Here is a 25,931-nt window from a genome sequence, read left to right on the forward strand (position 1 = left end):
TATCCCCTTGCCCCGGTTTCCACGCTTTTTCATGTTTCTCACACCATCAAATTTTAAACTTGCGTTAACTAAATTTTAACTTATATTATCACCTGTAAGTTAAATCAGTTTCGAATGAAAGTTAATGCGAGGTGGATATGGCTTTTACTTTTACCAGCGACACGTTGCCCACCGATCACAAAGCGGCAATCCGGCAGATGAAAAAGCAATTGCGTGAACAGCTTGGAGATGTTCAGTTGATTTTCAATCAGTTGAGCGAGGCCATTGCCAATCGCGTGGCGGAAATCAACGCCCTCAAAGCGCAAGGCTCTCCGGTATGGCCTGTGTTGTCCTATGCGGATATCAAGGCGGGCCGCGTGAGTACTGAGCAGCGTGAAGAAATTAAGCGTCGCGGATGCGCGGTCATTAAAGGCCATTTCTCTCGCGAACAAGCCCTCGATTGGGATAGGTCAATGCTGGACTATCTGGACCGCAACCATTTTGACGAAGTTTACAAAGGACCGGGCGATAATTTCTTTGGTACCCTGAGCGCATCGCGGCCTGAAATCTACCCCATCTACTGGTCCCAGGCGCAGATGCAGGCCCGTCAGAGTGAAGAAATGGCAAATGCGCAGTCATTTCTCAACCGTCTTTGGACATTTGCAGGCGAAGGTAAGCAATGGTTTAACCCGGATGTCAGCGTTATCTACCCCGACCGCATACGCCGTCGTCCACCGGGAACGACGTCCAAAGGGCTGGGCGCGCATACGGATTCCGGTGCGCTGGAACGCTGGCTTCTGCCGGCATATCAGCAGGTCTTTGCTAATGTTTTCAATGGCAAGCTGGAAGACTACGATCCGTGGCAGGCCGCGCATCGCACTGAAGTAGAAGAGTACACGGTGGATAACACCACCAAATGTTCAGTATTCCGTACCTTCCAGGGCTGGACTGCTCTCTCTGATATGCTGCCAGGTCAGGGGTTGTTGCACGTGGTCCCTATCCCTGAAGCGATGGCCTGGGTACTGTTACGTCCATTGCTTGACGATGTGCCGGAAGATGAACTTTGCGGCGTTGCGCCCGGCAGAGTTCTGCCGATTTCTGCGCAATGGCATCCGCTGCTGATTGAAGCGTTAACCAGCATTCCGCAACTGGACGCCGGAGACTCCGTCTGGTGGCATTGCGATGTGATCCACTCCGTCGCGCCGGTAGAAAATCAGCAGGGTTGGGGCAACGTGATGTACATCCCTGCCGCACCGATGTGCGAAAAGAATCTGGCCTACGCCCATAAAGTGAAGGCCGCGCTGGAAAAAGGCGTATCGCCGGGTGATTTCCCACGCGAGGATTATGAAACTCACTGGGAAGGACGCTTCACGCTGGATGATTTGAATATCCATGGCAAGCGTGCGCTGGGGATTATTTAATCTGTAACTTACACAAGTTTCCCTAAGTATTTCGCGTTACAGGAAGGCGGCCAGCCTGTAAATCCCCGCAAGCTTACACAAGTAAGTGACCGGGGTGTACAGGTGCAGCCAACACACCTGTAACACGAAAGACGACGGGAAAATTATTCGACGCCCTTGCTACGCAGATAATCTTCGTAGTTACCGGTGAAGTCGATTACGCGTTCCGGCGTAATTTCAATCACGCGGGTTGCCAACGAACTGACGAACTCACGGTCGTGAGAAACGAAGATCAGCGTGCCCTGGTACATTTCCAGCGCCATGTTCAGCGATTCGATAGATTCCATATCCAGGTGGTTGGTCGGTTCATCCATTACCAGGATATTCGGTTTCTGCATCATCAGCTTACCGAACAGCATGCGTCCTTTTTCACCACCGGACAGCACTTTAGCAGGTTTCTTGATATCGTCCTGGCTGAACAGCAAGCGACCAAGGAAGCTACGTACTACCTGCTCATCGTCGCCTTCCTGTTTCCACTGACTCATCCACTCGAAGACCGTCAAATCGTTTTCGAATTCGTACTCATGATCCTGAGCGTAGTAACCAACCTGGGCGTTTTCAGACCATTTCACGGTACCGTTATCCGGCTGTAATTCGCCGACCAGCGTTTTCAGCATGGTTGATTTACCCACGCCGTTGGCACCAAGAATGGCAATTTTCTCGCCAACTTCCAGCAGCAGGTTAAAGTTTTTAAACAACGGACCTTCATCAAACCCTTTCGTCAGCGCTTCCACTTCCAGCGCGTTACGGAACAGTTTCTTATCCTGTTCGAAGCGGATGAACGGGTTCTGACGGCTGGACGCCTTCACTTCGTCAAGCTTGATTTTATCAATCTGACGCGCACGAGAAGTCGCCTGACGAGATTTAGATGCGTTGGCGCTAAAGCGGCTGACGAAGGATTGCAGATCGGCAATCTGCGCTTTTTTCTTGGCGTTATCAGCCAGCAGACGTTCACGCGCCTGGGTTGCCGCCGTCATATATTCGTCGTAGTTACCCGGATAAACACGCAGTTCGCCGTAGTCCAGATCAGCCATGTGCGTACAGACCATGTTCAGGAAGTGACGGTCGTGCGAAATGATGATCATGGTGCTGTCACGCTCGTTCAGCGTCTGCTCCAGCCAGCGGATGGTGTCGATATCCAGGTTGTTCGTTGGTTCGTCGAGCAGCAGAATGTCCGGGTTAGAGAACAGCGCCTGTGCCAGAAGCACACGCAGCTTCCAGCCGGGGGCGACTTCGCTCATCGGGCCATAATGCTGTTCTACCGGAATACCTACGCCCAGCAGCAGTTCACCCGCACGCGCTTCCGCAGAGTAGCCGTCCATTTCGCCATACTGAACTTCAAGGTCAGCAACTTTATAGCCGTCTTCTTCGCTCATTTCGGCCAGGGCGTAAATGCGATCGCGCTCCTGCTTTACTTCCCACAGTTCACCATGACCCATGATCACGGTGTCAAGCACGGTGAACTCTTCAAAGGCGAACTGATCCTGACGCAGCTTACCAATACGCTCGTTCGGATCGAGGGAAACGTTGCCCAGCGTCGGTTCGAGGTCGCCGCCGAGAATTTTCATAAAAGTGGATTTACCGCTACCGTTCGCGCCAATCAGGCCGTAACGGTTGCCGCCGCCAAATTTGACGGAAATATTTTCAAACAGCGGCTTACTGCCGAACTGCATGGTGACGTTGCTGGAAACTAACACTGGCGTATCCTGAAAGAGAAAGAAATATGTGACGAACCGCTTATTATGCCATAAGTCTGCAATAAGATCGCGCCTTGATGCTGAAGGGATAAAGTGAAAGCAAAAGGAAAAAAATGTGATTTAGTACACATCCGAATTCCTTGTTGCTCAGATTGCACATATAATGCGTGCCCAACACTACATAAATCTCAACCCACTAGCCTGCCTGGCACTGAATCTCGCATACATGAACATGAATATGAAATTAACAACGCTTTTCGCGGCGGCACTCGCAATAGTTGGTTTTTGTAACACCGCTTCTGCCGTCACGTACCCGCTGCCTACCGATGGCAGCCGTTTGATCGGCCAAAACCAGGTCATCACTATTCCTGAAGGCAACACCCAACCGCTGGAGTATTTTGCGGCGGAGTATCAGATGGGTCTGTCTAATATGCTGGAAGCCAACCCGGGCGTGGATACCTTCCTGCCGAAGGGCGGCACCGTCCTGAACATACCTCAGCAATTGATCCTGCCGGATACCGTGCATGAAGGTATTGTTATTAACAGCGCTGAAATGCGTCTGTACTACTACCCGAAAGGCACCAACACCGTTATTGTTCTGCCGATCGGTATTGGCCAGTTGGGCAAAGACACGCCAATCAACTGGACCACCAAAGTAGAACGTAAAAAAGCGGGCCCAACCTGGACGCCAACGGCAAAAATGCATGCGGAATACCGCGCTGCGGGCGAACCGCTGCCAGCTGTTGTTCCGGCAGGTCCGGATAACCCGATGGGCCTGTACGCGCTGTATATCGGTCGCCTGTACGCCATCCACGGCACCAATGCTAACTTCGGCGTCGGCTTACGCGTCAGCCACGGTTGCGTGCGTCTGCGTAACGACGACATCAAATTCCTGTTTGAAAATGTGCCGGTCGGCACCCGCGTACAGTTTATCGATGAGCCGGTAAAAGCCACGACTGAACCAGACGGCAGCCGTTACATCGAGGTACACAACCCACTGTCCACCACTGAAGCACAGTTCGAAGGCGGGGAAATCGTACCGATTACGCTGAACAAGAGCATTACCAGCATCACCGGTCAGTCTGACGTCGATCAGGCCGTCGTTGAGCAGGCGGTACAGAACCGTTCAGGTATGCCGGTTCGTCTGAACTAAGCATCAAAACTGTCCCTTCGCCTTATCGGGCCTACTTAACCTGTAGGCCCGATAAGCGCCAGCCCCATCGGGCACAATCCTCACATCACCTGCAATAAACCATACCCTACCAGCGCCGCCCATATCAGCATCGGCACCGAATACCAATGAAAACGCCACCAGATCCGTCGATCGTTTGCCATCCGTAAAGCAATAAGATTCGCCAGCGATCCCGGCAACAACCCAAAACCGCCCACATTGACCGCCCAGGCCAGCAGCAGCGTTGGCGGGACGTAGTTCAGCAGCAAAATCGTGCTGGGAACATTACTGATAAACTGCGACAGGCCAATGGCCGTCAACCAAAGCCCCGGTGCTGACAGCGTGCCAATCTGGTGGGTAATCTCCTGCAAGGCCGGGAGTTGCGTCAGCAAGTGCACATCAATGAACATCGCCATAAACACCAACAGCAGTGTCCAATCCACGCTGAGGATCACGCGGCGAGCCAGCACCATGAATCCTGCCGCAACGATCGCCAGGCCCCACAGCTCTTGTTTTAACTCCAGTGCCGCCAGGAAAATGATATACAGCCCCAGACAGCTCCACACCAGGCGCGGTTGCCAGTCAGGCGCGCGCGTACCGGTATGATAATGCAATGCTTTATGCGGGAAACTCAACCAGCACAGCACCACCAGCGTCAGCATCATGGTCCCCGCAAGCGGCGCCATCTGCCAGGTAAACGCGGTAAACGATAAGCCGGAGCGTCCCCACATCAGAATGTTTTGCGGATTACCTATTGGCGTGAGCAACGATCCGGCGTTTACCGCCAGCGCCTCAAAGATAATCAGGCGATTTACAGGAATGGCACACAATTTTTTCAGGGTGATCGTCAGCGGAACAACAATAAACAGCGCAACATCGTTGGTCAGAAACGTCGACAGCAGCGCCGCCGCCAGCACCATAAATATCGCCAATTGACGTTCGGTGTTAAAGCGCCGGGTCATCTTGCGCCCTAACACATCGAAGTAACCGCTTAGCTCCACGCCTTTGGTCAGTAACATCAGGCCGCTAAGCGTAATAATCGTGTGCCAGTCTATCGCCCCCGGCCACGACCGTGGCGTAAATGGCACGAACAGGCTCAGTACAACCCCGACGATGATTAACAGCTGAAAAAAGCGATCGCGCTGTAAGGCGCGTAGTAAAGGAAAACTCATTCAGAGCCAGCACCTTGCTGTTGCGTAAACCGGCTAAAAGCCTCCAGCGTTTCCTTACTGACGTGATGCTCCATTCCCTCCGCGTCGCGACGGGCAATTTCCGGGCTGATACCTAACATCAGCAGGAAATTCTCCACAATCTGGTGACGCTCCCGACTCTCCTGAGCCAGTCGTTCACCTTCTGCGGTTAAAAACACGCCCCGCCAGGGGATCATTTCAATCAACCCAACTGAAGCAAGACGCTTAAGCATTTTAGCAACCGTCGGCTGGGAAACCCCAAGCCGTGCGGCCATATCTACCTGGCGCGCTTCACCCACCTCAATAATGAGATCGGAAATCAGCTCTACGTAGTCATCAATCAGCTCACGGCGATGTGCCTCCCGGACCTGACGAAATCCTTCAACGTGTTCTTCGACATTCACCAATTGCGTCACTTTTTTTGTTGTTGGCATACCTGCGCGACGACTCATTCTGCTTCCTCGTTACTGTGACGCGTTAACGGCATCTGATTAGAGAACGCTCATTGTAAACCAGAGTTGCGTGGGCACAAAAAATTAACGTTTTAGCAATAGCTATATAATATAGCCTGTGCTATATCTGTATATAATAAAGACATCCCTCAAGGACTGATGGGATCGTGAAGTCAGGAGGTTTATATGAATGAATTTAAGAGGTGTATACGCGTGTTTAGCCACTCTCCCTTTAAAGTACGGTTAATGCTGATCTCTATGCTGTGCGACATGATTAACAGCAAACCAGAGCAGGATAAACCTGCAGATAAATAATGCGGCGTCGCGGCACGCCGCTTCATTTTCCTGCCGTAACTCGGATACGGTGATCGTTTTCGTGCCAATAACCCTTCTTTTTGTCAGTTTTGCCACGCCCCTCGCAAAACAATTTCTTAGTAGTAGTTGACCTTCTCTTGCACACACTCTATCTTTTCGCAGCCCTGCATATATTGCGGCTCGCGGATGCGGACCCTATCCCCCTTCTCGCTCTCTCAGGCAGGCAATGACCCTTAGCGCCAGGGTAAGCACATGGCGTTTTTGTAACAGTGGCATATGAATTTAACCCTCAAAGATTCAATCATTGCTCGTAGCCGGGCGATTAGTCCGTGGACTGGCCTCTATTTCTTACAGTCTCTGCTGATCAACCTTGCGCTGGGCTATCCGCTTAGCCTGCTCTATAGCGTTGCTTTCACCTGTATATTGATGCTGCTGTGGCGCAGCGCGCCGCGTGCGCAGAAAGTGCTGATTGGCATTTGCTCGCTGGTAGCGGCAATGTACTTCCCGTTTGGCCAGGCTTACGGTTCGCCGAACTTCAATACCTTGCTGGCGCTGCACTCAACCAATATGGAAGAGTCTACTGAAATCCTGACCATCTTCCCCTGGTACAGTTATCTGGTTGGGGTGTTTATTTTCGCCCTCGGTGTTATCGCCGTACGCCGTAAAAAAGAGGTGCCGCAGCGTAGCTGGAACAAGTTCGACAGCATTTGTTTGCTGTTCAGCGTTGTCGCGTTCTTTGTGACCCCGGTGCAAAACCTGGCCTGGGGCGGCGTGTTCAAGCTGAAAGACACCGGCTATCCGGTTTTCCGCTTTGCCAAGGACGTTATCGTTAATAACAACGAAGTGCTCGACGAACAAGAGCGTATGGCGAAGCTGGCGAGCGTGAAAGACAGCTGGACGGTAACCGCCGTGAAGCCGAAGTATCATACCTACGTGGTGGTCATCGGCGAAAGCGCCCGCCGCGATGCGTTAGGCGCTTTTGGCGGCCACTGGGATAACACCCCGTTTGCAAGTTCCGTTAACGGCTACATCTTCGCGGATTACATCGCGGCAAGCGGTTCGACACAAAAATCACTCGGCCTGACGCTGAATCGGGTGGTCGACAATAAACCCCAGTTCCAGGATAACTTTGTCACTCTGGCCAACCGCGCGGGATTCCAGACGTGGTGGTTCTCCAATCAGGGACAGATTGGTGAATACGATACGGCCATCGCCAGCATTGCGAAGCGAGCTGATGAAGTTCAGTTCCTCAAAAGCGGTGATTTCGAAGCGGATAAAAATACCCGTGACGAAGCGTTGTTGAAGATGACCGCCCAGGTGCTGGCAACCGAGCGCACTCAGCCACAGCTTATCGTGCTGCATTTAATGGGCTCGCATCCGCAGGCCTGCGACCGTACGCAGGGTAAATACGAGACTTTCGTCCAGTCGAAAGAGACATCTTGCTATCTGTACACCATGACGCAGACGGATGACCTGCTGCGCCAGCTTTACGATCAGTTACGTAACAGCGGTAACAGTTTCTCAATGGTCTATTTCTCCGATCATGGCCTCGCGTTTAAAGAGCGGGGGAAAGAGGTGCAGTACCTGGCGCATGACGATCAGTTCCAGCAGAATTTCCAGGTACCATTTATGGTGCTGTCGAGCGATGATAAAGCGCACCGGGTGATTAAAGCCCGTCGCTCCGCCAATGATTTCCTCAGCTTTTTCTCGCAGTGGACGGGGATAAGCGCGAAGGAAATCACCAACAGCTATCGCTTTATTTCAGAGAAAAAGGCTGGCCCGGTGTACATCACCAACTTCAAATTGCAGAAGGTGGACTACAACCATCTGGGTACCGACATCTTTGAGACCAAATCTCGTTAATCTCTGAGTTGCGCACAAAAAAAATCCGCCCCGAGAGGCGGATTTTTTTTATCACCGAAGTGATTAGAAGCGGTAACCCACGCCAGCGATCCAGGTGCCAACGTCAACGCTACGAATACGGCTCTGCTCGTAGGAGAAGTCCAGAGCAACGTTTTCGATCGGGTTGAACTGCAGACCAGCACCGTAAGAGAAACCGTAGTCACTGGTGGTGTGGTTATCAGCCGGGGATGCTGCGTTCTGGAATTTACCGTAGCCAACACCCACTACACCGTAGATGCTTGCCCAGTCGTTCAGACGGTAAGCCGGGCCAGCAGTGATGCCGTAGTACTGGGTTTTGTTGTAGTCGCCAGACGCATCGGTACGATCTTTTTCAGTGTAAGTGAAGGAACCGATAACACCCAGCGGGTTGCTGTCCTGCTCGTAGCGATACTTCAGGTTAAAACCGTTCATTTTGTTCGCTGCGCCCTGAGCATCGCTCTGAGCGTAACCACCGGTAACGGTAGAAGTCGCAGCTACAGCAGTACCTGCGGAGAAAGCCAGAACAGCGGCCAGTGCTGAAAGACATGCAATTTTTTTCATAACCACCTCAAATGTGCTTCAAGTAAATCCTAAGTTTTAAATATACCAAAAATTGATGGGAAACTCTTTGCGATTCGCGATGTCTAACGGGGTCTTTCATGTAACAGAACGTTTCAGAAACCCGCTATCTCTTTCAATTAACATCACTTTTCTAACCTAAAATGCCATTATTGCGCGCACAATATGGCACATTCATCCAGAATATTCCTAATCACACAGATTATTAATCCATCACTTTCATGCCATTGTACGGAACTGAGCAATTTTTTTTTCAACGAATACTCAACCAGCGGTGCGTATTTCCATTACACTCGCTGTTTTACTTTTCTATACATCACGTCATCCGTGTCGTAGCAAATTTGCAACGTCACGCAGATGAAGGCGTGTACTTATCATTTGACAGGAGAAAGGATGCCGGGGTCGTCACGTAAAGCGCCAGTCTGGTTGCCTATTTTGGTTTTGCTTATTGCTATGTCCTCCATTCAAAGCGGAGCATCTCTGGCAAAATCGCTATTCCCACTCGTCGGTGCGCCGGGCGTTACCGCATTGCGCCTTGCGCTGGGCACCCTCATCCTTATTGCCTTCTTTAAACCCTGGCGTTTGCGATTCGCCAAAGAACAACGCCTGCCGCTGCTGTTTTATGGTCTGTCTCTGGGCGGGATGAACTATCTCTTCTACCTGTCAATCCAGACCGTCCCGCTGGGAATTGCCGTAGCGCTGGAGTTCACCGGCCCGCTCGCGGTAGCGCTGTTTTCATCCCGACGTCCGGTGGATTTCATTTGGGTTGCACTGGCTGTACTCGGGCTTTGGTTCCTGCTGCCGTTAGGTCAGGACGTTTCTCACGTGGATTTAACCGGCGCTGCACTGGCGCTGGGCGCTGGCGCCTGCTGGGCAATCTATATTCTTACCGGGCAGCGTGCCGGCGCGGAACATGGTCCGGCGACCGTTGCGGTAGGGTCATTAATTGCGGCGCTGATTTTTGTACCCATCGGTGCGCTCCAGGCTGGGGATGCCTTGTGGCACTGGTCCATTCTACCGTTAGGCCTGGCCATTGCGGTCCTCTCCACTGCGCTTCCCTACTCGCTGGAGATGATTGCGTTGACGCGGCTGCCAACACGCACTTTTGGTACTCTGATGAGTATGGAACCCGCACTGGCTGCGGTTTCAGGAATGATCTTCCTCGGTGAAACGCTGACGCTTGTCCAGACGCTCGCTCTGGGCGCCATTATTGTCGCATCAATGGGTTCGACGCTCACTATTCGCAAAGAGCCACAAATTAAGCAAGTCGATGTGAATTAACCACTTAATATTCTGCATGGTTTGCATAATCATGCAGAATATCCAATTGTAAATCTGCGTGATAATTATTCTAATAAATATAATTTTCTCATCTGCATATTTCTTGAAATTTTTACATTAACATAAAAATAACACACCTCCATTAATAACCACTATATCCATATGATTTTATTAGTTATTTCATACCCACTCCTCTCTTCGCTATTAAAGTGATAGGTAACATCAGAAAAATAAATCCAAAATTCACGCTATACTTATTCCCGTTGAAGAGCTGGGACATAATTATCAAGAGGATATGAAAATATGAGTACCGCAAAACTGGTAAAAACAAAAGCATCTGCCCTCCTTTATACCCGCAACGATGTAACAGATAGCGAAAAGAAAGCGACCGTAGAGCTGCTGAATCAGCAAGTGATCCAGTTCATCGACCTGTCTTTGATCACCAAACAGGCTCACTGGAACATGCGCGGCGCGAACTTCATTGCTGTGCATGAAATGCTCGATGGCTTCCGTACTGCCCTGACCGACCACCTCGATACCATGGCTGAGCGCGCCGTACAGTTAGGCGGTGTGGCATTGGGTACCACCCAGGTTATTAACAGCAAAACGCCTCTGAAAAGCTATCCGCTGGATATCCATAGCGTACAGGACCACTTAAAAGAGCTGGCCGATCGTTATGCCGTCGTCGCTAACAGCGTCCGTAAAGCCATTAGCGAAGCAAAAGACGAAGATACAGCAGATATCTTCACCGCCGCTTCACGCGACCTCGACAAATTCCTGTGGTTTATCGAAGCCAACATTGAATAACAGCAGACATAAGAATTACCTATATAACCCTCGCCCTGGCGGGGGTTTTGCACATCTATGGTGCATGACATTGATCGTTCGTCACTCCAAAGTAAATTATTTGTAATAATCACTTCACACAATCGTTAACGAAAGATTGTTTTATCAACAATTTTTACGCTAAATAGTCATACCGTTTGCACTGTGTCAGGTACGCACCAAATGAGTGCCCCAAAACAGTGCAGATTACCCACTTTGCCCTACTTATTGTGCAGAGAAACGAGACACCCTCTTGTTAAAACAATGAGTTGCAAAACTGGCACGATTTTTTCATTAAGCCATATGTTCTCGCAGGGGATCGCCCCGTGGATATAAAAGGAAATCCTATGAAGTCTGTATTAAAAGTCTCACTGGCTGCACTTACCCTGGCTTTTGCGGTGTCCTCCCATGCCGCAGATAAGAAACTGGTTGTCGCAACCGACACCGCATTTGTACCGTTCGAATTCAAACAGGGTGACAAATACGTTGGTTTTGATGTGGATCTGTGGGCTGCCGTGGCCAAAGAACTGAAGCTGGATTATGAACTGAAACCAATGGATTTCAGCGGCATCATCCCGGCTCTGCAAACCAAGAATATCGACCTGGCGCTGGCGGGTATCACCATCACTGATGAGCGTAAAAAAGCGATCGACTTCTCTGACGGCTACTACAAAAGCGGTCTGTTAGTGATGGTCAAAGCGAATAATAACGACGTGAAAAGCGTGAAAGATCTGGATGGTAAAGTCGTCGCTGTGAAGAGCGGCACGGGTTCCGTTGATTACGCGAAAGCTAACATCAAAACCAAAGATCTGCGTCAGTTCCCGAATATCGATAACGCATATATGGAACTGGGCACCAACCGCGCAGACGCCGTGCTGCACGACACGCCAAACATTCTTTACTTCATCAAAACCGCTGGCAACGGTCAGTTCAAAGCTGTAGGCGAATCCCTGGAAGCCCAGCAGTACGGTATCGCCTTCCCGAAAGGCAGCGATGAACTGCGTGAGAAAGTGAACGGCGCGCTGAAAACGCTGAAAGAGAACGGCACATACAACGAAATCTACAAAAAATGGTTCGGTACCGAACCTAAATAACAAGAACGTTCTGTAACGCCCGGTAGCGCCAGCGCCGCCGGGCCTGCAATTTTGAGTCATCACGTTATGGCTCATTACTTTTCTCACCACGGTAACAGGAACGAAATATGCAGTTTGACTGGAGTGCCATCTGGCCCGCCATCCCGCTTTTGATTGAAGGCGCCAAAATGACCCTGTGGATCTCGGTCCTCGGTCTGGCAGGCGGTCTGATAATCGGGCTTGCAGCAGGGTTTGCGCGTACTTTCGGCGGTTGGATAGCCAACCACGTAGCGCTGGTGTTTATCGAAGTCATTCGCGGTACGCCAATCGTTGTGCAGGTGATGTTTATTTACTTTGCCCTCCCAATGGCATTTAACGATTTACGCATTGATCCCTTTAGCGCCGCCGTTGTCACCATCATGATCAACTCCGGCGCCTATATTGCGGAAATCACCCGCGGCGCGGTGCTCTCAATCCATAAAGGATTCAGCGAAGCCGGACTGGCGCTTGGGCTTTCACGTACAGAGACTATCCGCCACGTTATTTTACCTCTCGCGCTGCGTCGTATGCTGCCACCGCTGGGCAACCAGTGGATCATCAGCATTAAAGATACCTCGCTGTTTATTGTCATTGGCGTCGCTGAACTGACCCGTCAGGGCCAGGAAATCATTGCCGGTAACTTCCGCGCACTGGAAATCTGGAGCGCCGTTGCGGTGTTCTATCTGATCATTACGCTGGTGCTGAGCTTCATTCTGCGTCGTCTGGAAAGAAGGATGAAAATCCTGTGATTGAATTTAAAAACGTTTCTAAGCACTTTGGCCCAACCCAGGTGCTGCACAATATTGACCTGAACATTCAGCAGGGCGAAGTGGTGGTAATTATCGGGCCATCCGGGTCCGGTAAATCAACCCTGCTGCGCTGCATTAACAAACTGGAAGAGATAACCTCTGGCGATCTGATCGTCGACGGTCTGAAGGTAAACGATCCAAAGGTAGACGAGCGGTTAATCCGCCAGGAAGCCGGGATGGTGTTTCAGCAGTTCTACCTGTTCCCGCATCTGACGGCGCTGGAAAACGTCATGTTCGGACCGCAGCGCGTACGCGGAGCGAATAAAGAACAGGCCGAGAAACTGGCTAAAGAGCTGCTGGCGAAAGTAGGTCTGGCCGAGCGTGCGCATCACTACCCTTCTGAACTGTCTGGCGGTCAACAGCAGCGTGTGGCGATCGCCCGTGCGCTGGCGGTGAAGCCTAAAATGATGCTGTTTGATGAGCCAACCTCAGCGCTGGACCCGGAACTGCGCCACGAAGTTCTGAAAGTTATGCAGGATCTGGCGGAGGAAGGGATGACCATGGTGATTGTGACCCACGAAATCGGCTTTGCCGAAAAAGTGGCTTCACGCCTGATTTTCATTGATAAGGGACGTATTGCCGAAGACGGTAATCCGCAGGCCCTGATTGAAAATCCGCCCAGCCAACGTTTACAGGAATTCTTGCAGCACGTTTCCTGATAGCTCTCCCTCCCTTCGCCTGAAGGGAGGTTTTTCACCAGAATCCTCTCATTTCATTTCTCCCCCGCCCTGACATCTATACTTATCCTTTTGAATTTATTTTCTCATGGGAGGAGTCATGCGCTGGATCCTGTTCATCTTTGTTTGTCTGGTGAGTCTCCCGACTCAGGCGGTGACGATACCTGGCGTCACTACGCCAACGTCAACCAACGCGCAAACCGCGCCGGCGAAAGAGCCGGATGTTGAACAGAAGAAAGCGGCCTACGGCGCACTGGCTGATGTGCTGGAAAATGACGCCTCGCGCCAGGAACTGATCGGTCAGTTACGCAAAGTGGCGACAGCGCCCCCTGCCGAGCCGGTGCCAACCATTGTTCCGCCCACGTTAACGGAAGAAAAAACGGTGCTGGAAAACGTCACGGATGTCACCCGCCACTACGGTGAGGCGCTCTCCAGCCGCTTTGCTCAGCTTTACCGCAATATTACCGATGCACCACACAAAACCTTTAACCCGCAAACGTTCACCAATGCCCTGACCCATTTTTTAATGCTGGCGGCGTCAGTGTTCGGTTTTTTCTGGCTGCTTCGCCTGTGCGCGCTGCCGCTGTATCGCAAAATGGGGCAATGGGCACGACGGAAAAACCGCGAACGCAGCAACTGGCTCCAGCTTCCGGCGATGATCATCGGCGCATTCATTATCGATTTGCTTCTGCTGGCGCTGACTTTGTTTGTCGGGCAGATACTGAGTGACAGAATGAACGCCGGTAGCCGCACTATCGCCTTTCAGCAAAGTCTGTTTCTCAATGCCTTTGCGTTGATTGAGTTCTTCAAAGCCATTCTACGCCTGATATTTTGCCCAACGGTGGCCGAACTGCGCCCGTTTAACATTCAGGATGCCGGTGCGCGCTACTGGAATCGCCGTTTAAGTTCATTGAGCAGCCTGATTGGATACGGACTTATCGTTGCCGTTCCCATTATCTCGAATCAGGTCAACGTGCAGGTCGGCGCGATGGCCAACGTCATCATCATGCTGTGTATCACCCTATGGGCGCTGTACCTGATTTTCAGAAACAAGAAAGAGATAACGCAGCATTTGCTGAATCTGGCGGAAAGATCGTTAGCGTTTTTCAGCCTGTTTATCCGCGCCTTTGCGCTGGTATGGCATTGGCTGGCCAGCGCCTACTTCATTGTGCTGTTTTTCTTCTCGCTGTTTGATCCGGGCAACAGCCTGAAATTCATGATGGGCGCTACGCTGCGCAGTCTGGTGATCATTGGGATCGCCGCTTTTGTTTCCGGTATGCTTTCCCGCTGGATAGCCAAGACCATTACCCTTTCGCCACACACCCAGCGCAGCTATCCGGAATTACAAAAACGGTTGAATGGCTGGCTGTCGACGGCGTTAAGCGTGGCCAGGATCCTGACGGTGTGCGTCGCGGTAATGCTGCTACTGAATGCCTGGGGATTGTTCGACTTCTGGAACTGGCTGCATTACGGCGCAGGAGAAAAAACGGTGGATATCCTGATCCGTATCGCGCTGATTTTATTCTTCTCCGCCATCGGCTGGACGATCCTTGCCAGCCTGATTGAAAATCGTCTGGCTTCCGATATTCACGGCCGCCCGCTCCCCAGCGCCCGTACCCGCACCCTGCTGACGCTGTTTCGCAACGCGCTGGCGGTGATCATCAGCACGATCACCATCATGATTGTGCTATCCGAAATTGGCGTCAATATCGCGCCCTTACTGGCCGGGGCCGGGGCGCTGGGGCTGGCTATCTCTTTCGGCTCGCAAACGCTGGTAAAAGATATTATTACCGGGATCTTTATTCAGTTCGAAAATGGCATGAACACCGGCGACCTGGTGACCATCGGTCCACTCACCGGTACGGTTGAACGGATGTCCATCCGCTCTGTGGGCGTCCGTCAGGACACCGGGGCGTACCATATCATTCCCTGGTCATCGATAACGACCTTCGCCAACTTTGTGCGCGGGATTGGATCGGTCGTCGCCAATTACGACGTAGACCGCCATGAGGATGCAGATAAAGCGAATCAGGCGTTGAAAGACGCTGTGGCTGCAGTGATGGAACAGGACGATATTCGCGGGCTGATTATTGGCGAGCCATCGTTTGCCGGGATTGTGGGGTTAACCAATACGGCCTTCACGCTACGGGTCTCATTTACCACATTACCGCTGAAACAGTGGACGGTACGTTTCGCGCTCGACAGCCAGGTGAAGAAATACTTCGATCTGGCCAACGTACGCGCGCCGGTACAGACCTATCAGGTTTTGCCTGCACCGGTGAATGGCCCTGCGTCGGCAACAAGCGAACCGCTGCCGCCAACCGAGCCAACGCTTTAGCGTTTACGCGCCATAAAACGGCGACGCTGATCGTTATCCATAAAGGTCCAGGCAATAAAGCGACTCTGCTTTTGCCCCTGGGCCATCTCTTTCTTAACCACTTTCACCGCGCCCGCATCCGTTAACGCGTGGTACAGCGGAGGCAAATTCTCACCGCGCGAAACCAGCGTGGTGAACCACATCACCTGACGGCCAAAGGCCTGGCTTTCGGCGATCATTTTTTTGATGAACGCCACTTCACCGCCTTCACACCACAGCTCCTGCTGCTGCCCGCCAAAGTTCAGCGCATCATCTTTATCCTGCCCCAGATTACGACGTTTGCGCTCGCTTCCGGCGCGGGCTGAAGCCGCAGAATCATGGAATGGCGGGTTACACAATGTGGCTTCATATTGCTCATTCTTGTGAATGATACCGTTGAAGATTGCCGTAGCATCTTTCTGGCGACGCAGACGAATAGCACGGGTTAACCCCGGATTGGCGTTTACGATCGCCTGAGCGCTGTTAAACGCTTCGCTACTGGTCTCACTACCGGTGAATCGCCAGCCATATTCATGCACGCCGATCAACGGATAAATACAGTTTGCCCCAACTCCCACGTCCAGCACGCTCGCATTTGCCGGAATGGTTCCGCTGGTTTCACCTAACAGGTCGGCCAGATGGTGAATGTAGTCAGCGCGACCAGGAACCGGCGGGCACAGAAAACCGTCTGGAATATCCCAGTTTTTCACCGCATAAAAATGCGCCAGCAGTGCTTTATTGAGCGCCTTCACTGCCTGCGGATTCGCGAAATCAACACTCTGCTCGCCGCCAGGCGTGAGGGTGAGAAATTGCGTCAACTCGGGTGTAACCTGGCATAAAGTCGCAAGATCATAACGGCCATTGTGGCGGTTGCGTGGGTGTAATCCCGGTTTCTGGGGGGGCATAGCATTCTCCTTTTAACAGCGGCGTAAGATACCCGCATAACGCCACGCGGTAAACACACAGCAAGGAAATTTGCTTTTTTTATACCTATTTGATGGCTTGTGGATTGTTCAAAAAACAGACAGCTCATCACCAGTTTTTTGCGGTAAATGTCATCCGCTGACGGCCTAAACTTATCAGGCACGACCTGTTGTTTCTCAGAGGATATCACCATGAAGAAATGCCTCACATTCCTTGCCGCTACCGTACTGACCGGCATGACATTTGCGTCCTTTGCTGCACAGCCCTACACCAGCCCTCAAACCGGCCAGCTACAAGCTTCCGGCACTGTTTTCGCTACCGGAGCCTCTAACCTGAGCGATCTCGAAGACAAGCTGGCAGAGAAAGCGAAAGAGCAAGGCGCAAAAGGCTTTGTCGTCAATTCTGCGGGCGGTAAAAACCAGATGTACGGCAGCGCAACTATCTATAAGTAGTCCCTCACCTTAGCCCAACTGCATTCACTCCGAATGCAGTTTGCTACCTACTGTTCACGTCGTTCACCGCTCAAATTGTAATCATCGTGTAGCAATTTTGAGTCCAATGTAAATAAATGTATTTATTTTTGAATTAATGAATGCTAAAACGTCGCACTGATTAGTAATGCTTATCAAAATCATTATCAATTACACGTTCACTCCCGCGAGGCCTGCAGGGTATAACATCCACAGAGATGTCCCTTCGCGCGAGTGAAACCGTCTACTCAAAAAATAATAAGTCACTCACTAACATGGATAAAAATCGCAATTTGCCTGCCAGTAGTTTTCATTCACTGACTTTTTTTGCCGGTCTGTGTATTGGCCTGTCTCCGGTAGCTCAGGCTGTCGCCGCGGGCGATCAAGATAAAAAACAAGAAGATACGCTGGTTGTTGAAGCGGCCAAACCTTCTCTATACGCCCCAACGCAGTCTGCCGACCCTAAGTTCTCCCGCCCGGTAGCGGATACAACCCGCACCATGACAGTGATTTCTGAGCAGGTGATTAAGGATCAAGGTGCAACCAATCTGACCGATGCGCTGAAAAACGTACCGGGCGTTGGCGCGTTTTTCGCCGGTGAGAACGGTAACTCCACTACCGGTGACGCGGTGTACATGCGTGGTGCGGATACCTCGAACAGTATTTATATCGACGGTATCCGAGATATTGGCAGCGTTACGCGCGACACTTTCAATACCGAACAGGTTGAAGTGATCAAAGGCCCCTCCGGCACCGACTATGGCCGTAGCGCGCCAACGGGCTCCATCAATATGATCAGCAAACAGCCGCGCACTGACTCAGGGATCGATGCCTCGGCCAGCGTCGGTAGCGCCTGGTTCCGCCGTGGTACGCTGGACATTAACCAGGTCATCGGCGAGACCACCGCTGCACGGTTAAACCTGATGGGTGAAAAAACGCATGATGCCGGTCGCGATAACGTTAAGAATGAACGTTATGGTGTGGCCCCCTCCCTCGCCTTTGGCTTAGGCACTGAGAACCGACTGTATCTGAACTATCTGCATGTCACCCAGCACAACACCCCGGATGGTGGTGTCCCCACCATCGGTCTGCCGGGATATTCCGCGCCTTCCGCGGGGACTGCTGCACTGAATCAGTCAGGAAAAGTGGATACGCATAACTTCTACGGTACCAACTCGGATTACGACGATTCAACGACCGATACCGCAACGATGCGTTTTGAACATGACCTGAACGACAGCACCACTATTCGCAACACCACCCGCTGGTCACGCATTAAGCAGGATTATCTGATGACGGCGGTGATGGGCGGCGCGACTAACATCACTCAACCCTCCAGCAGCGTCGACACCTGGACCTGGTCACGCCTGGCAAATACCAAAGATGTCAGCAATAAGATCCTGACCAACCAGACCAACCTGACCTCAAAATTTTACACGGGAGCCATCGGTCACGACATCAGCACCGGCGTGGAGCTAACGCGTGAAACGCAAACCAACTATGGTGTAAACCCGATCACCCCGCCGCCGGTAAATATCTATCACCCCAACAGCAATGTGAATATCGACGGATTGTCTCGTAACGGCGCTAATGCTAACGGGCAAACCGATACCTTCGGTGTATACGCCTTTGATACGCTACAGATTACCCGTGAGTTTGAACTAAACGGTGGTATTCGCCTCGACAATTACCGCACGGAATATGACAGCGCCACCGCTTGCGGCGCTTCTGGTCGCGGCGCGGTCGCGTGTCCGACAGGCGTGGCGAAAGGTTCTCCGGTCACCACCGTGGATACTGCCAAATCAGGCAATCTGGTGAACTGGAAAGCGGGCGCGCTGTATCACCTGACCGATAACGGTAACGTTTACATTAACTACGCTGTTTCTCAGCAACCGCCAGGCGGCAGCAACTTTGCCCTCGCTCAGGGCGGAAGCGGTAACAGTGCGAACCGTACCGATTTCAAACCACAGAAAGCAAAAACCAGCGAGATCGGCACCAAATGGGAGGTGCTGGATAAGCGCCTGCTGTTAACTGCCGCGATTTTCCGTACGAATATTGAGAACGAAGTTGAGCAGAACGACGACGGCACATATTCCCAGTACGGGGAGAAGCGCGTTGAAGGTTACGAACTCTCGGTAGCAGGGAACATCACTCCCGCATGGCAGGTTATTGGGGGTTACACCCAGCAGCGCGCGGCGATCCACAGCGGCAAAAACGTTGCTCAGGATGGTTCTTCATCCCTGCCGTACACGCCAGAACATGCGTTCACGCTGTGGAACCAGTATCAGGCTACCGATGATATCTCTGTTGGCGCGGGCGCTCGCTACGTGGGCAGTATGCATCGCGGTTCCGACGGGGCCGTGGGTACGCCATCCTACACCGAAGGTTACTGGGTCGCCGACGCGAAACTGGGTTATCGCGTGAATCGCAATCTCGATTTCCAGTTGAACGTCTATAACCTGTTCGACACCGATTATGTATCCTCCATTAACAAGAGCGGATACCGTTACCATCCCGGTGAGCCAAGAACCTTCCTGCTCACGGCAAATATGCATTTCTGATCTTTTACGTGGGGCGTAAGCCCCACTTTCAGGAGAAACAATGATGATGTATCACATTCCCGGTATTCTGTCGGCGCAGGATGTCACCTGGTTTCGCGAACAACTGGACGCTGCCGACTGGGTTGATGGACGCGCAACCACCGGCGCTCAGGGTGCGCAGGTTAAAAACAACCAGCAGGTGGATACGCAAAGTGAGCGTTACGGCGTTTTACAACAGGCGGTACAAAACGCGGTGAACAACAGCGCGTTATTCTTCGCCGCTGCATTACCGAAAACGCTCTCCACACCGCTGTTCAATCGCTACCAGCACAACGAGACCTACGGTTTTCACGTTGACGGCGCGGTGCGTAGTCATCCGCAAAACGGCTGGATGCGCACAGATCTTTCCGCCACCTTATTCCTGAGTAATCCTGACGATTATGAGGGAGGAGAGCTGCTGGTCAATGACACCTACGGCCAGCATGCGGTAAAACTTCCGGCAGGCGATCTGGTACTTTACCCTTCCAGCAGCCTGCACTGCGTTACGCCGGTGACCCGTGGGGTTCGGGTGGCATCCTTTATGTGGATCCAGTCGATGATCCGGGACGATAAAAATCGCGCCATGCTTTTTGAACTGGATAAAAACATCCAGTCCCTGAAGACACGTCATGGGGAGAGTAGCGAGATCCTGTCGCTTCTCAATCTCTACCATAACCTGCTGCGCGAATGGTCTGAAATCTGATACCGCTGACGCGTGGTCGTTTTTCAGCCATCACATTCGCTATACTTATTCTGTAGACATCAGCAGGAGGTAGGTATGGCATCCGGATGGGCAAATGACGACGCTGTTAACGAACAGATCAACAATACTATTGAAGATGCTGTTGCCCGCGCCCGCGGTGAGTTACCGACGGGGGAAAGTCTGTATGAATGCGAAGAATGTGGTAATCCAATCCCTCAGGCCAGACGGGAGGCCGTGCCCGGCGTACGCTTGTGCATCACATGCCAGCAGGATAAAGATTCACATAGCGCAGCATTTTCAGGATATAATCGCAGAGGTTCGAAAGACAGCCAGCTACGTTGACTTATCTTTACCGAAAGTTTCAGCGCATACGATTTCCTTTACGAGCACGCTTTTTTGCACTCTGTGTAGCAAAATGTGCCGTTGTCGGTTTCTCTGTAAAGCGCAATGACAAGAACTGTAAATCCCTCTTTCGAATTTATTAATATTCAATAAGTTATTTGTCATTCAATTTTTTTGATTGATGTCGTCAATTCTATTCGATTTTATCTCGCATAAAAAAACGTGATACTTCTCACATCGACGAAACAACGTCTTCTTAAAGAACACTGACTAACAGAACAAACCTGCGAGAAATTAATCATGAAAAATATCAAATTTGCTGTTGCCGCCATCGCTCTGTCTACCCTGTCATTTGGCGTTTTTGCTGCCGAGCCAGTTTCCTCTACTCAGGCGCAAAACATGAACAAAATTGGTGTGGTATCTGCTGACGGCGCTACCACGCTGGACGGCCTGGAAGCAAAACTGGCTGAAAAAGCGACTGCTGCTGGTGCAACGGGTTACAGCATCACTTCCGCTATCGGCAAAGACAAAATGAGCGGCACCGCGGTTATCTATAAATAACCGAAAGATTACCTGTACGACCCAATGCTCCAACCCTCATTGACCCTGTTTGTTACCCTTTGTTTGCCCGTCCGCCACTGGACGGGCTTTTTTTTGCTTAGTGTTCCAGTCGTTGACGGAATTCCTGCAACACGGCGTCTGGCATCCCTATTTGCAACGCCGCCTCGCAAATCGCCTGCCAGCTTCCGGCATCCAGCGGAATACCTTGCTCCAGCCGTTCTTCACGAGTATTCACCTCCCACTCCCCTGGCAACAGGATCGGGGCATCTTCAGCATGGGGGGACGCTTTCACCCACTTAGCAAAGGCCGTGACCTGGTTGTCGCAGTCCGGCGCGCCAAACAGTTCCGGATTCATAATGATGGTCGTCATACAGTTAATGATGGCGTCCGCGCTGGTCTGCAGGCTCTCTTCATGTGTGGTTTTACCACCAGAAAGCGCTCCCCCCATAATTTCGCACATTGCCGCCAGCGCATAACCTTTGTGTTGGGCGAAGGTCAGCAACGACCCCAGCGGAGAGACCTGCATTACGGCAGGATCGGTTGTGGGTACCCCATTAGCATCAATCAGGCATCCCGGAGCCACCGGCTCACCCTTGTGCCATGCCACGCGGGTTTTGCCAAACGCGATGGCGCTGGTTGCATAGTCCAGCAACAACGGGAACGTATTTTTACGTGGGAACACCACACAGAAGGGGTTGGTGCCAAATCGACTATCGCGGCCATGAAACGGTGCGACCATCGGGATCCCTACCACATTCACAAAGTGCACCGAAACAAAACCCGCCGCCGCACATTGCTCCGCCCAGTAGCCAATGCGTCCAATATGGTGCGAATTATGTAATGCCACGGCAGCGATACCGTACTGGCGCGCTTTTTCGATCCCAAGCGTAATTGCCTCGTGGGCCGCCACCTGACCAAATGCGCAGTCGCCGTCAAGCGTAATCACCGCTCCCGCATCGTTGACCACTTTGGCATGGCGGTTGATCTGCAGGTGTCCCTGCGAAAATGAGCGAATATAGCTTGGGATCATGCCGATACCGTGGGAGTCGTGGCCGGCGAGGTTAGAGGCTATCAGATGGTCGGCCACCAGCCGCGCCTCCAGCTCATTGCTTCCCATCTGGTGAAAAACGGCCTGGATAAAGGCGTGCAGCGTTGGCACATGGAAGCGATGTCCACTGTTCATTGTTATCTCCTGTTGTGTCGCGTGTTGATTGTGTTTCTTATTATTCAACAAACTATGCTGCGCCACAGCGCTCAGGAGATCAATAAACGTGCAGAAATTTCACGTTGCCGGAAAGCGTGAACCGACGGGCCTGGCAAAGGACCGTCGGGAGAAAGAAAAATCAGAAGCTTTGCTCGACGCGGCCAAGTCCTTCAGCCAGCGTCGCGGATTCACCGGTTGCTACCAGGCAGCAGGCCATCTGGATTTTCAGCGATGCCGGAACCGGCTCACTGCCCGCCAGACAACGCTCAATCCAGCGCGCGGTAGTTTCCGGGTCTTTAGCCACCGGCAGCGGGACCGGCTCATCGGGCATCTCGCTCTGCCGGTCCTGTAGCACTCGCACGCCGGACGAATCTATCAGGCTTATCTGCGGGCAGCGCTGCGGGTTGGCGTACACTTCACCCTCGGTACCGTGCATCAACAGGGCACGCCCACCGATATCGCCGAAAAATTTCGCCACGCGCGATACGTATTCCGGGTGAGAAACGCTGGAAAGACGCAGCGCGGCATCTTCGGCAAACGGCGTGGCTAATTTAGCCAGCGTATGCGCACTGTTACGCACGCCCATTCGCCAGCGCATCGCCAGCTGTTTTTCCAGCGGAGGACACAGCGCACTCACCGGGATAAACACCGGCTCATGACCATCCAGCTTTGCCTGTGCCTGCCCGGCATGCAGCGTCGGCGCAATCCCCATCAGTTCAAAAATGGTTTCAGTCAGCACGCGGGTTGGATCCTCGCTGACACCGTGCACCACCACCGGGAAGCCCAGTTTATGCAGTAAAATCGCCAGCAGCGGAGTCAAATTTGCCTGCTTGCGCGCGCCATTGTAGCTGGGAATGACAATCGGCATGGGTTTGGCCACTGGCGGACTCAGGCGAATGGTGTGGTTCTGCATCGCTTCGTAAAAGCCCAGCATCTCCGCTTCGCCTTCGCCTTTAATACGCAGCGCAATCAGTACACCGCCCATCTCAAGATCGGGCACCTCGCCGTTCATCATATGGGTATACAGTCCGCGAGCAGTATCCTTATCCAGGTCACGCGCGTGATTTTTTCCTCGCCCAATCTCTTTGATGATTTTGCGGTAATCCATCGATAACTCCTTGCCTGTTGCTCGCATCGTTAACGCCGACGGCGACGCGTGGGTTTCGCTTTTTCTTTTGGTTTTACTATAACGTCTGGCACAGCAGGTTGCTCTATCGGAAATATGGGTAATGCGTTCAGTAAACGCTTGCCATAGCTTTTGGTCAATAAACGCTTGTCATAAATAACCACTTCTCCCCAGCAGCCGTGGCTACGAATGAGTCGCCCAACCTGCTGGATCAAATTGAATGACGCCGCAGGCAAGCTCTGCACCTCAAAGGGGTAGCGGTTCAGGCTTTTCAGCCACTCGCCCTCGGTGATCACCACCGGGCTGTCGATAGGCGGAAAAGCAATTTTGTGAATATGCACCTGGGTCAGCAAGTCGCCTTTCAAATCCAGACCTTCGGCAAAAGATTGCAGCCCTATCAGTACGCTACGCTCGCCGTTGGTCACCCGCTTGCGGTGCAGCTCCACCAGTCGATAGCGCGGCTGGTCGCCCTGTACCAGCAACAGCAGGCGCAGATCGGTAACGTGCTCAAGAAAACGCTGCATTGCCCGACCGCTGGCAAAGAGTACCAGCATGCCCTGATGCTTTTTACTTTCCAGCTGTTCGCGGAAATAGGCGGCCATTTCCGCGATATGCTGCTCTTCGTTATCAATTGACGGTTCGTAGCGCATCTGCGGAATGACGATTTTGCCTTGCTCAACGTGATTAAACGGTGAATCCAGCGCGATAAACCGGTCCCCTGCTTTTTCTTTCAGCCCGCTCATCTCCTGCAAACGCGAGAAGCTGTTGAGCGAACGCAGCGTGGCGGAGGTCACGATAATATGCGGTACGCTGCGCCACAGCAGTCGTTCAAGCTGATCGCTCACACGGATCCCCACACAGTGGAACCAGACGTGGATCTGCCCGTCACGCACTTCGCGCGTCGCCCATTTACTCACCGGCGCGCCTGACGACTGCGCGAGCGAAGCCAACCGCCACAGTTTGCTTTGCGCCTCAAACATGCCCAACGCCCGATTCATCTGCAAAATAACCCGATGCAGACGCACAATATCGTGGGTGCCGGTTTTTTCGCTGAGATCGTTGAGGAACAGTTCCGCCAGACCGCGCAGCATTTCTGTTAGCTTCGCCAGACGCTGACAAATCTCCATCACTTCCGCAGGCAGTTCGCCCATCGCGAAGCGGTGTTCCGCCTCCTGGGTCGCAGGCATGTACAAATTAAGAATGTTATTGAGCGATGAAATCAGCTCATACAGTTCCTCACAGTGACCGTTCAGACGCTCGGCATTCGCCAGCGGCGGCGTGGTTTTTGGACGAAACTGTTCCAGGCAGGTGGCCACTAATTTGCAAAACAGATCCAACTGCAGTCGATACCAAGGGGCGCTGATTTCTGCGCTCATCTCCAGCGCATCGCGCGCGACGTCCGGCAAATGGTGACCTTCATCAAGGACCAGCAGCAGGTTCTTCGGCTCAGGCAAAACAGCTTCGCTTTCCATGGCCGCCATCACCAGCGCGTGGTTAGCCACCACCACTTCGGCTTCCTGAATCTCACGGCGGGCGACAAAAAAGGGGCATTCACGATAGTAGTGACAGTTACGATTCAAACAGCTGGCTTTATCAGTGCTCAGGCGCTGCCAGAGTCCGTCGTCGATAGCGATATCCGTGTGATCGCGCAGCCCGTCCCACTTGTAGCTGTCGAGATCGCCTTTTAGCCTGGCGCAGCGCTTTTGTTCTTCCTGGTTGTTGGGCGTCAGGTCATCGTCGAGAAAGGCCAACAGATCCTGCTGATTGGGTTCGCTACTGGCCAGCGCCGCTAAATTACGCGGGCAGACATAACGCCCGCGACCAAACGCGGCGGTAAAACGCAGATCGGGGATAATTTTGCGCAGCAGCGGTAAATCTTTGCTGTAGATCTGATCCTGTAAAGCAACGTTGGCGGTACTGACCACCAGCGTTTTTTGTTCTTCACGCGCTATGGCAATACCGGGAATCAGGTACGACAGCGTTTTCCCCACCCCGGTCGGCGCTTCAATTGCCAGATGCCGCCCTTCTTCCCCAGTGAGCGTTTTCGCGACGTCAGCAATCATCTGCCGCTGCGGCGCACGGGGAATAAAGTCGGGGATCTGTTCCTGAAGCGCCTTATACCAGGCGGCAATTTGCGCTTTTAGCGCAGCCGTTAGTGCCATGAGAAAACCTGAAATACTGTATAAACAGCCACTATTGTGGCACTTTCTGATACGTGTCGCAAAAAGAAAAGCCCGA

General features: G+C 52.3%; 23 protein-coding genes. 15 read left to right on the top strand and 8 right to left on the bottom strand.

What is annotated here, in order from left to right; genetic code table 11:
• The first annotated feature begins 137 nt into the window (after positions 1–137).
• Positions 138–1,400, top strand: a complete 1,263-nt coding sequence (locus HV352_RS15820; RefSeq protein WP_181634873.1) for a DUF1479 domain-containing protein — start codon at positions 138–140, stop codon at positions 1,398–1,400.
• A gap of 143 nt (positions 1,401–1,543) precedes the next feature.
• Here HV352_RS15820 and HV352_RS15825 read toward each other — a convergent pair whose 3' ends face one another.
• Positions 1,544–3,136 carry an ABC-F family ATPase gene (locus HV352_RS15825; protein WP_016156073.1) on the bottom strand — a complete coding sequence of 531 codons (1,593 nt, stop codon included), beginning with the start codon at positions 3,134–3,136 and terminating at the stop codon, positions 1,544–1,546.
• A gap of 232 nt (positions 3,137–3,368) precedes the next feature.
• Here HV352_RS15825 and ldtB point away from each other — a divergent pair, with 232 nt between their 5' ends.
• A complete protein-coding gene (ldtB, locus tag HV352_RS15830; protein WP_003035268.1) occupies positions 3,369–4,289 on the top strand; it encodes a L,D-transpeptidase in 921 nt (306 codons plus the stop codon).
• Positions 4,290–4,369: 80 nt separating this feature from the next.
• On the opposite strand, the gene HV352_RS15835 is transcribed toward ldtB, so the two are convergent.
• Complete coding sequence (locus tag HV352_RS15835) at positions 4,370–5,479, bottom strand: anion transporter (RefSeq protein ID WP_016156072.1); 1,110 nt, start codon at positions 5,477–5,479, stop codon at positions 4,370–4,372.
• Positions 5,476–5,949, bottom strand: a complete 474-nt coding sequence (mntR, locus tag HV352_RS15840; RefSeq protein WP_016156071.1) for a manganese-binding transcriptional regulator MntR — start codon at positions 5,947–5,949, stop codon at positions 5,476–5,478. The genes HV352_RS15835 and mntR overlap by 4 nt, the downstream gene beginning before the upstream one ends.
• Positions 5,950–6,135: 186 nt before the next feature.
• Between mntR and mntS the strand changes: the two genes are divergently transcribed.
• Complete coding sequence (gene mntS / locus HV352_RS15845) at positions 6,136–6,264, top strand: manganase accumulation protein MntS (protein ID WP_016152374.1); 129 nt, start codon at positions 6,136–6,138, stop codon at positions 6,262–6,264.
• A gap of 276 nt (positions 6,265–6,540) precedes the next feature.
• Complete coding sequence (locus HV352_RS15850) at positions 6,541–8,127, top strand: phosphoethanolamine transferase (protein ID WP_016152373.1); 1,587 nt, start codon at positions 6,541–6,543, stop codon at positions 8,125–8,127.
• A 63-nt stretch (positions 8,128–8,190) separates the two neighbouring features.
• Here the strand turns inward: HV352_RS15850 and ompX are convergent, their stop codons facing one another.
• Positions 8,191–8,706 (bottom strand): outer membrane protein OmpX, encoded by a 516-nt coding sequence (ompX, locus tag HV352_RS15855; protein WP_016152372.1) that lies wholly within the window; start codon positions 8,704–8,706, stop codon positions 8,191–8,193.
• Between the two features lie 411 nt (positions 8,707–9,117).
• Here ompX and rhtA point away from each other — a divergent pair, with 411 nt between their 5' ends.
• The 6 genes from rhtA (at position 9,118) to ybiO (ending at position 15,766) form a co-directional block, all read left to right on the top strand.
• Positions 9,118–10,005, top strand: a complete 888-nt coding sequence (gene rhtA, locus HV352_RS15860) for a threonine/homoserine exporter RhtA (protein ID WP_016156069.1) — start codon at positions 9,118–9,120, stop codon at positions 10,003–10,005.
• Between the two features lie 303 nt (positions 10,006–10,308).
• Complete coding sequence (dps, locus tag HV352_RS15865; protein WP_006685362.1) at positions 10,309–10,812, top strand: DNA starvation/stationary phase protection protein Dps; 504 nt, start codon at positions 10,309–10,311, stop codon at positions 10,810–10,812.
• Positions 10,813–11,177: 365 nt separating this feature from the next.
• Positions 11,178–11,924: a glutamine ABC transporter substrate-binding protein GlnH gene (glnH, locus tag HV352_RS15870; protein ID WP_016152370.1), complete on the top strand. Its 747-nt coding sequence runs from the start codon at positions 11,178–11,180 to the stop codon at positions 11,922–11,924.
• A gap of 107 nt (positions 11,925–12,031) precedes the next feature.
• The gene (gene glnP / locus HV352_RS15875; protein ID WP_003035248.1) at positions 12,032–12,691 is read left to right on the top strand and encodes a glutamine ABC transporter permease GlnP; all 660 of its coding nucleotides are present in this window, start codon (positions 12,032–12,034) and stop codon (positions 12,689–12,691) included.
• On the top strand, positions 12,688–13,410 hold the full coding sequence (gene glnQ, locus HV352_RS15880; RefSeq protein ID WP_003035246.1) for a glutamine ABC transporter ATP-binding protein GlnQ: 723 nt from the start codon (positions 12,688–12,690) through the stop codon (positions 13,408–13,410). The genes glnP and glnQ overlap by 4 nt, the downstream gene beginning before the upstream one ends.
• Before the next feature lie 118 nt (positions 13,411–13,528).
• Positions 13,529–15,766, top strand: a complete 2,238-nt coding sequence (gene ybiO, locus HV352_RS15885; protein ID WP_181634874.1) for a mechanosensitive channel protein — start codon at positions 13,529–13,531, stop codon at positions 15,764–15,766.
• On the opposite strand, the gene rlmF is transcribed toward ybiO, so the two are convergent.
• Positions 15,763–16,689 carry a 23S rRNA (adenine(1618)-N(6))-methyltransferase RlmF gene (gene rlmF / locus HV352_RS15890; protein ID WP_047359435.1) on the bottom strand — a complete coding sequence of 309 codons (927 nt, stop codon included), beginning with the start codon at positions 16,687–16,689 and terminating at the stop codon, positions 15,763–15,765. The genes ybiO and rlmF overlap by 4 nt on opposite strands.
• A 210-nt stretch (positions 16,690–16,899) precedes the next feature.
• Between rlmF and mcbA the strand changes: the two genes are divergently transcribed.
• The 5 genes from mcbA (at position 16,900) to ybiJ (ending at position 21,363) form a co-directional block, all read left to right on the top strand.
• Positions 16,900–17,160, top strand: coding sequence for a DUF1471 family periplasmic protein McbA (gene mcbA, locus HV352_RS15895; protein ID WP_016152367.1), 261 nt, complete (start codon positions 16,900–16,902; stop codon positions 17,158–17,160).
• Positions 17,161–17,453: 293 nt separating this feature from the next.
• Positions 17,454–19,739, top strand: a complete 2,286-nt coding sequence (locus tag HV352_RS15900; protein ID WP_181634875.1) for a catecholate siderophore receptor Fiu — start codon at positions 17,454–17,456, stop codon at positions 19,737–19,739.
• A gap of 43 nt (positions 19,740–19,782) precedes the next feature.
• Positions 19,783–20,460 carry a PKHD-type hydroxylase YbiX gene (ybiX, locus tag HV352_RS15905; RefSeq protein WP_181635482.1) on the top strand — a complete coding sequence of 226 codons (678 nt, stop codon included), beginning with the start codon at positions 19,783–19,785 and terminating at the stop codon, positions 20,458–20,460.
• A 75-nt stretch (positions 20,461–20,535) separates the two neighbouring features.
• A complete protein-coding gene (locus HV352_RS15910; RefSeq protein WP_003035233.1) occupies positions 20,536–20,802 on the top strand; it encodes a DksA/TraR family C4-type zinc finger protein in 267 nt (88 codons plus the stop codon).
• Between the two features lie 300 nt (positions 20,803–21,102).
• Positions 21,103–21,363, top strand: coding sequence for a DUF1471 family protein YbiJ (gene ybiJ / locus HV352_RS15915; RefSeq protein ID WP_016152363.1), 261 nt, complete (start codon positions 21,103–21,105; stop codon positions 21,361–21,363).
• Between the two features lie 97 nt (positions 21,364–21,460).
• Here ybiJ and HV352_RS15920 read toward each other — a convergent pair whose 3' ends face one another.
• The 3 genes from HV352_RS15920 to dinG form a co-directional block, all read right to left on the bottom strand.
• Positions 21,461–22,546, bottom strand: a complete 1,086-nt coding sequence (locus tag HV352_RS15920; RefSeq protein ID WP_019076349.1) for a malate/lactate/ureidoglycolate dehydrogenase — start codon at positions 22,544–22,546, stop codon at positions 21,461–21,463.
• A gap of 160 nt (positions 22,547–22,706) precedes the next feature.
• Positions 22,707–23,675, bottom strand: coding sequence for a DNA-binding protein YbiB (ybiB, locus tag HV352_RS15925; protein WP_181632737.1), 969 nt, complete (start codon positions 23,673–23,675; stop codon positions 22,707–22,709).
• A 29-nt stretch (positions 23,676–23,704) separates the two neighbouring features.
• The gene (gene dinG, locus HV352_RS15930) at positions 23,705–25,855 is read right to left on the bottom strand and encodes an ATP-dependent DNA helicase DinG (RefSeq protein ID WP_046274637.1); all 2,151 of its coding nucleotides are present in this window, start codon (positions 25,853–25,855) and stop codon (positions 23,705–23,707) included.
• Between the last annotated feature and the right edge of the window lie 76 nt (positions 25,856–25,931).

The organism is Citrobacter sp. RHBSTW-01044 (genome assembly GCF_013781945.1).
Taxonomy (GTDB): domain Bacteria; phylum Pseudomonadota; class Gammaproteobacteria; order Enterobacterales; family Enterobacteriaceae; genus Citrobacter; species Citrobacter braakii.

Excerpts from the sequence above, each read along its gene's own strand:
- mcbA (WP_016152367.1), top strand. The coding sequence starts at position 16,900 with ATGAAGAAATGCCTCACATTCCTTGCCGCTACCGTACTGACCGGCATG.
- mntR (WP_016156071.1), bottom strand. The coding sequence starts at position 5,949 with ATGAGTCGTCGCGCAGGTATGCCAACAACAAAAAAAGTGACGCAATTG.
- dps (WP_006685362.1), top strand. The coding sequence starts at position 10,309 with ATGAGTACCGCAAAACTGGTAAAAACAAAAGCATCTGCCCTCCTTTAT.
- ybiB (WP_181632737.1), bottom strand. The coding sequence starts at position 23,675 with ATGGATTACCGCAAAATCATCAAAGAGATTGGGCGAGGAAAAAATCAC.
- HV352_RS15900 (WP_181634875.1), top strand. The coding sequence starts at position 17,454 with ATGGATAAAAATCGCAATTTGCCTGCCAGTAGTTTTCATTCACTGACT.
- HV352_RS15910 (WP_003035233.1), top strand. The coding sequence starts at position 20,536 with ATGGCATCCGGATGGGCAAATGACGACGCTGTTAACGAACAGATCAAC.
- HV352_RS15850 (WP_016152373.1), top strand. The coding sequence starts at position 6,541 with ATGAATTTAACCCTCAAAGATTCAATCATTGCTCGTAGCCGGGCGATT.
- ompX (WP_016152372.1), bottom strand. The coding sequence starts at position 8,706 with ATGAAAAAAATTGCATGTCTTTCAGCACTGGCCGCTGTTCTGGCTTTC.
- glnH (WP_016152370.1), top strand. The coding sequence starts at position 11,178 with ATGAAGTCTGTATTAAAAGTCTCACTGGCTGCACTTACCCTGGCTTTT.
- HV352_RS15820 (WP_181634873.1), top strand. The coding sequence starts at position 138 with ATGGCTTTTACTTTTACCAGCGACACGTTGCCCACCGATCACAAAGCG.
- ybiX (WP_181635482.1), top strand. The coding sequence starts at position 19,783 with ATGATGTATCACATTCCCGGTATTCTGTCGGCGCAGGATGTCACCTGG.
- dinG (WP_046274637.1), bottom strand. The coding sequence starts at position 25,855 with ATGGCACTAACGGCTGCGCTAAAAGCGCAAATTGCCGCCTGGTATAAG.
- ybiJ (WP_016152363.1), top strand. The coding sequence starts at position 21,103 with ATGAAAAATATCAAATTTGCTGTTGCCGCCATCGCTCTGTCTACCCTG.
- ldtB (WP_003035268.1), top strand. The coding sequence starts at position 3,369 with ATGAATATGAAATTAACAACGCTTTTCGCGGCGGCACTCGCAATAGTT.
- rlmF (WP_047359435.1), bottom strand. The coding sequence starts at position 16,689 with ATGCCCCCCCAGAAACCGGGATTACACCCACGCAACCGCCACAATGGC.
- HV352_RS15835 (WP_016156072.1), bottom strand. The coding sequence starts at position 5,479 with ATGAGTTTTCCTTTACTACGCGCCTTACAGCGCGATCGCTTTTTTCAG.
- ybiO (WP_181634874.1), top strand. The coding sequence starts at position 13,529 with ATGCGCTGGATCCTGTTCATCTTTGTTTGTCTGGTGAGTCTCCCGACT.
- mntS (WP_016152374.1), top strand. The coding sequence starts at position 6,136 with ATGAATGAATTTAAGAGGTGTATACGCGTGTTTAGCCACTCTCCCTTT.
- rhtA (WP_016156069.1), top strand. The coding sequence starts at position 9,118 with ATGCCGGGGTCGTCACGTAAAGCGCCAGTCTGGTTGCCTATTTTGGTT.
- HV352_RS15920 (WP_019076349.1), bottom strand. The coding sequence starts at position 22,546 with ATGAACAGTGGACATCGCTTCCATGTGCCAACGCTGCACGCCTTTATC.
- glnP (WP_003035248.1), top strand. The coding sequence starts at position 12,032 with ATGCAGTTTGACTGGAGTGCCATCTGGCCCGCCATCCCGCTTTTGATT.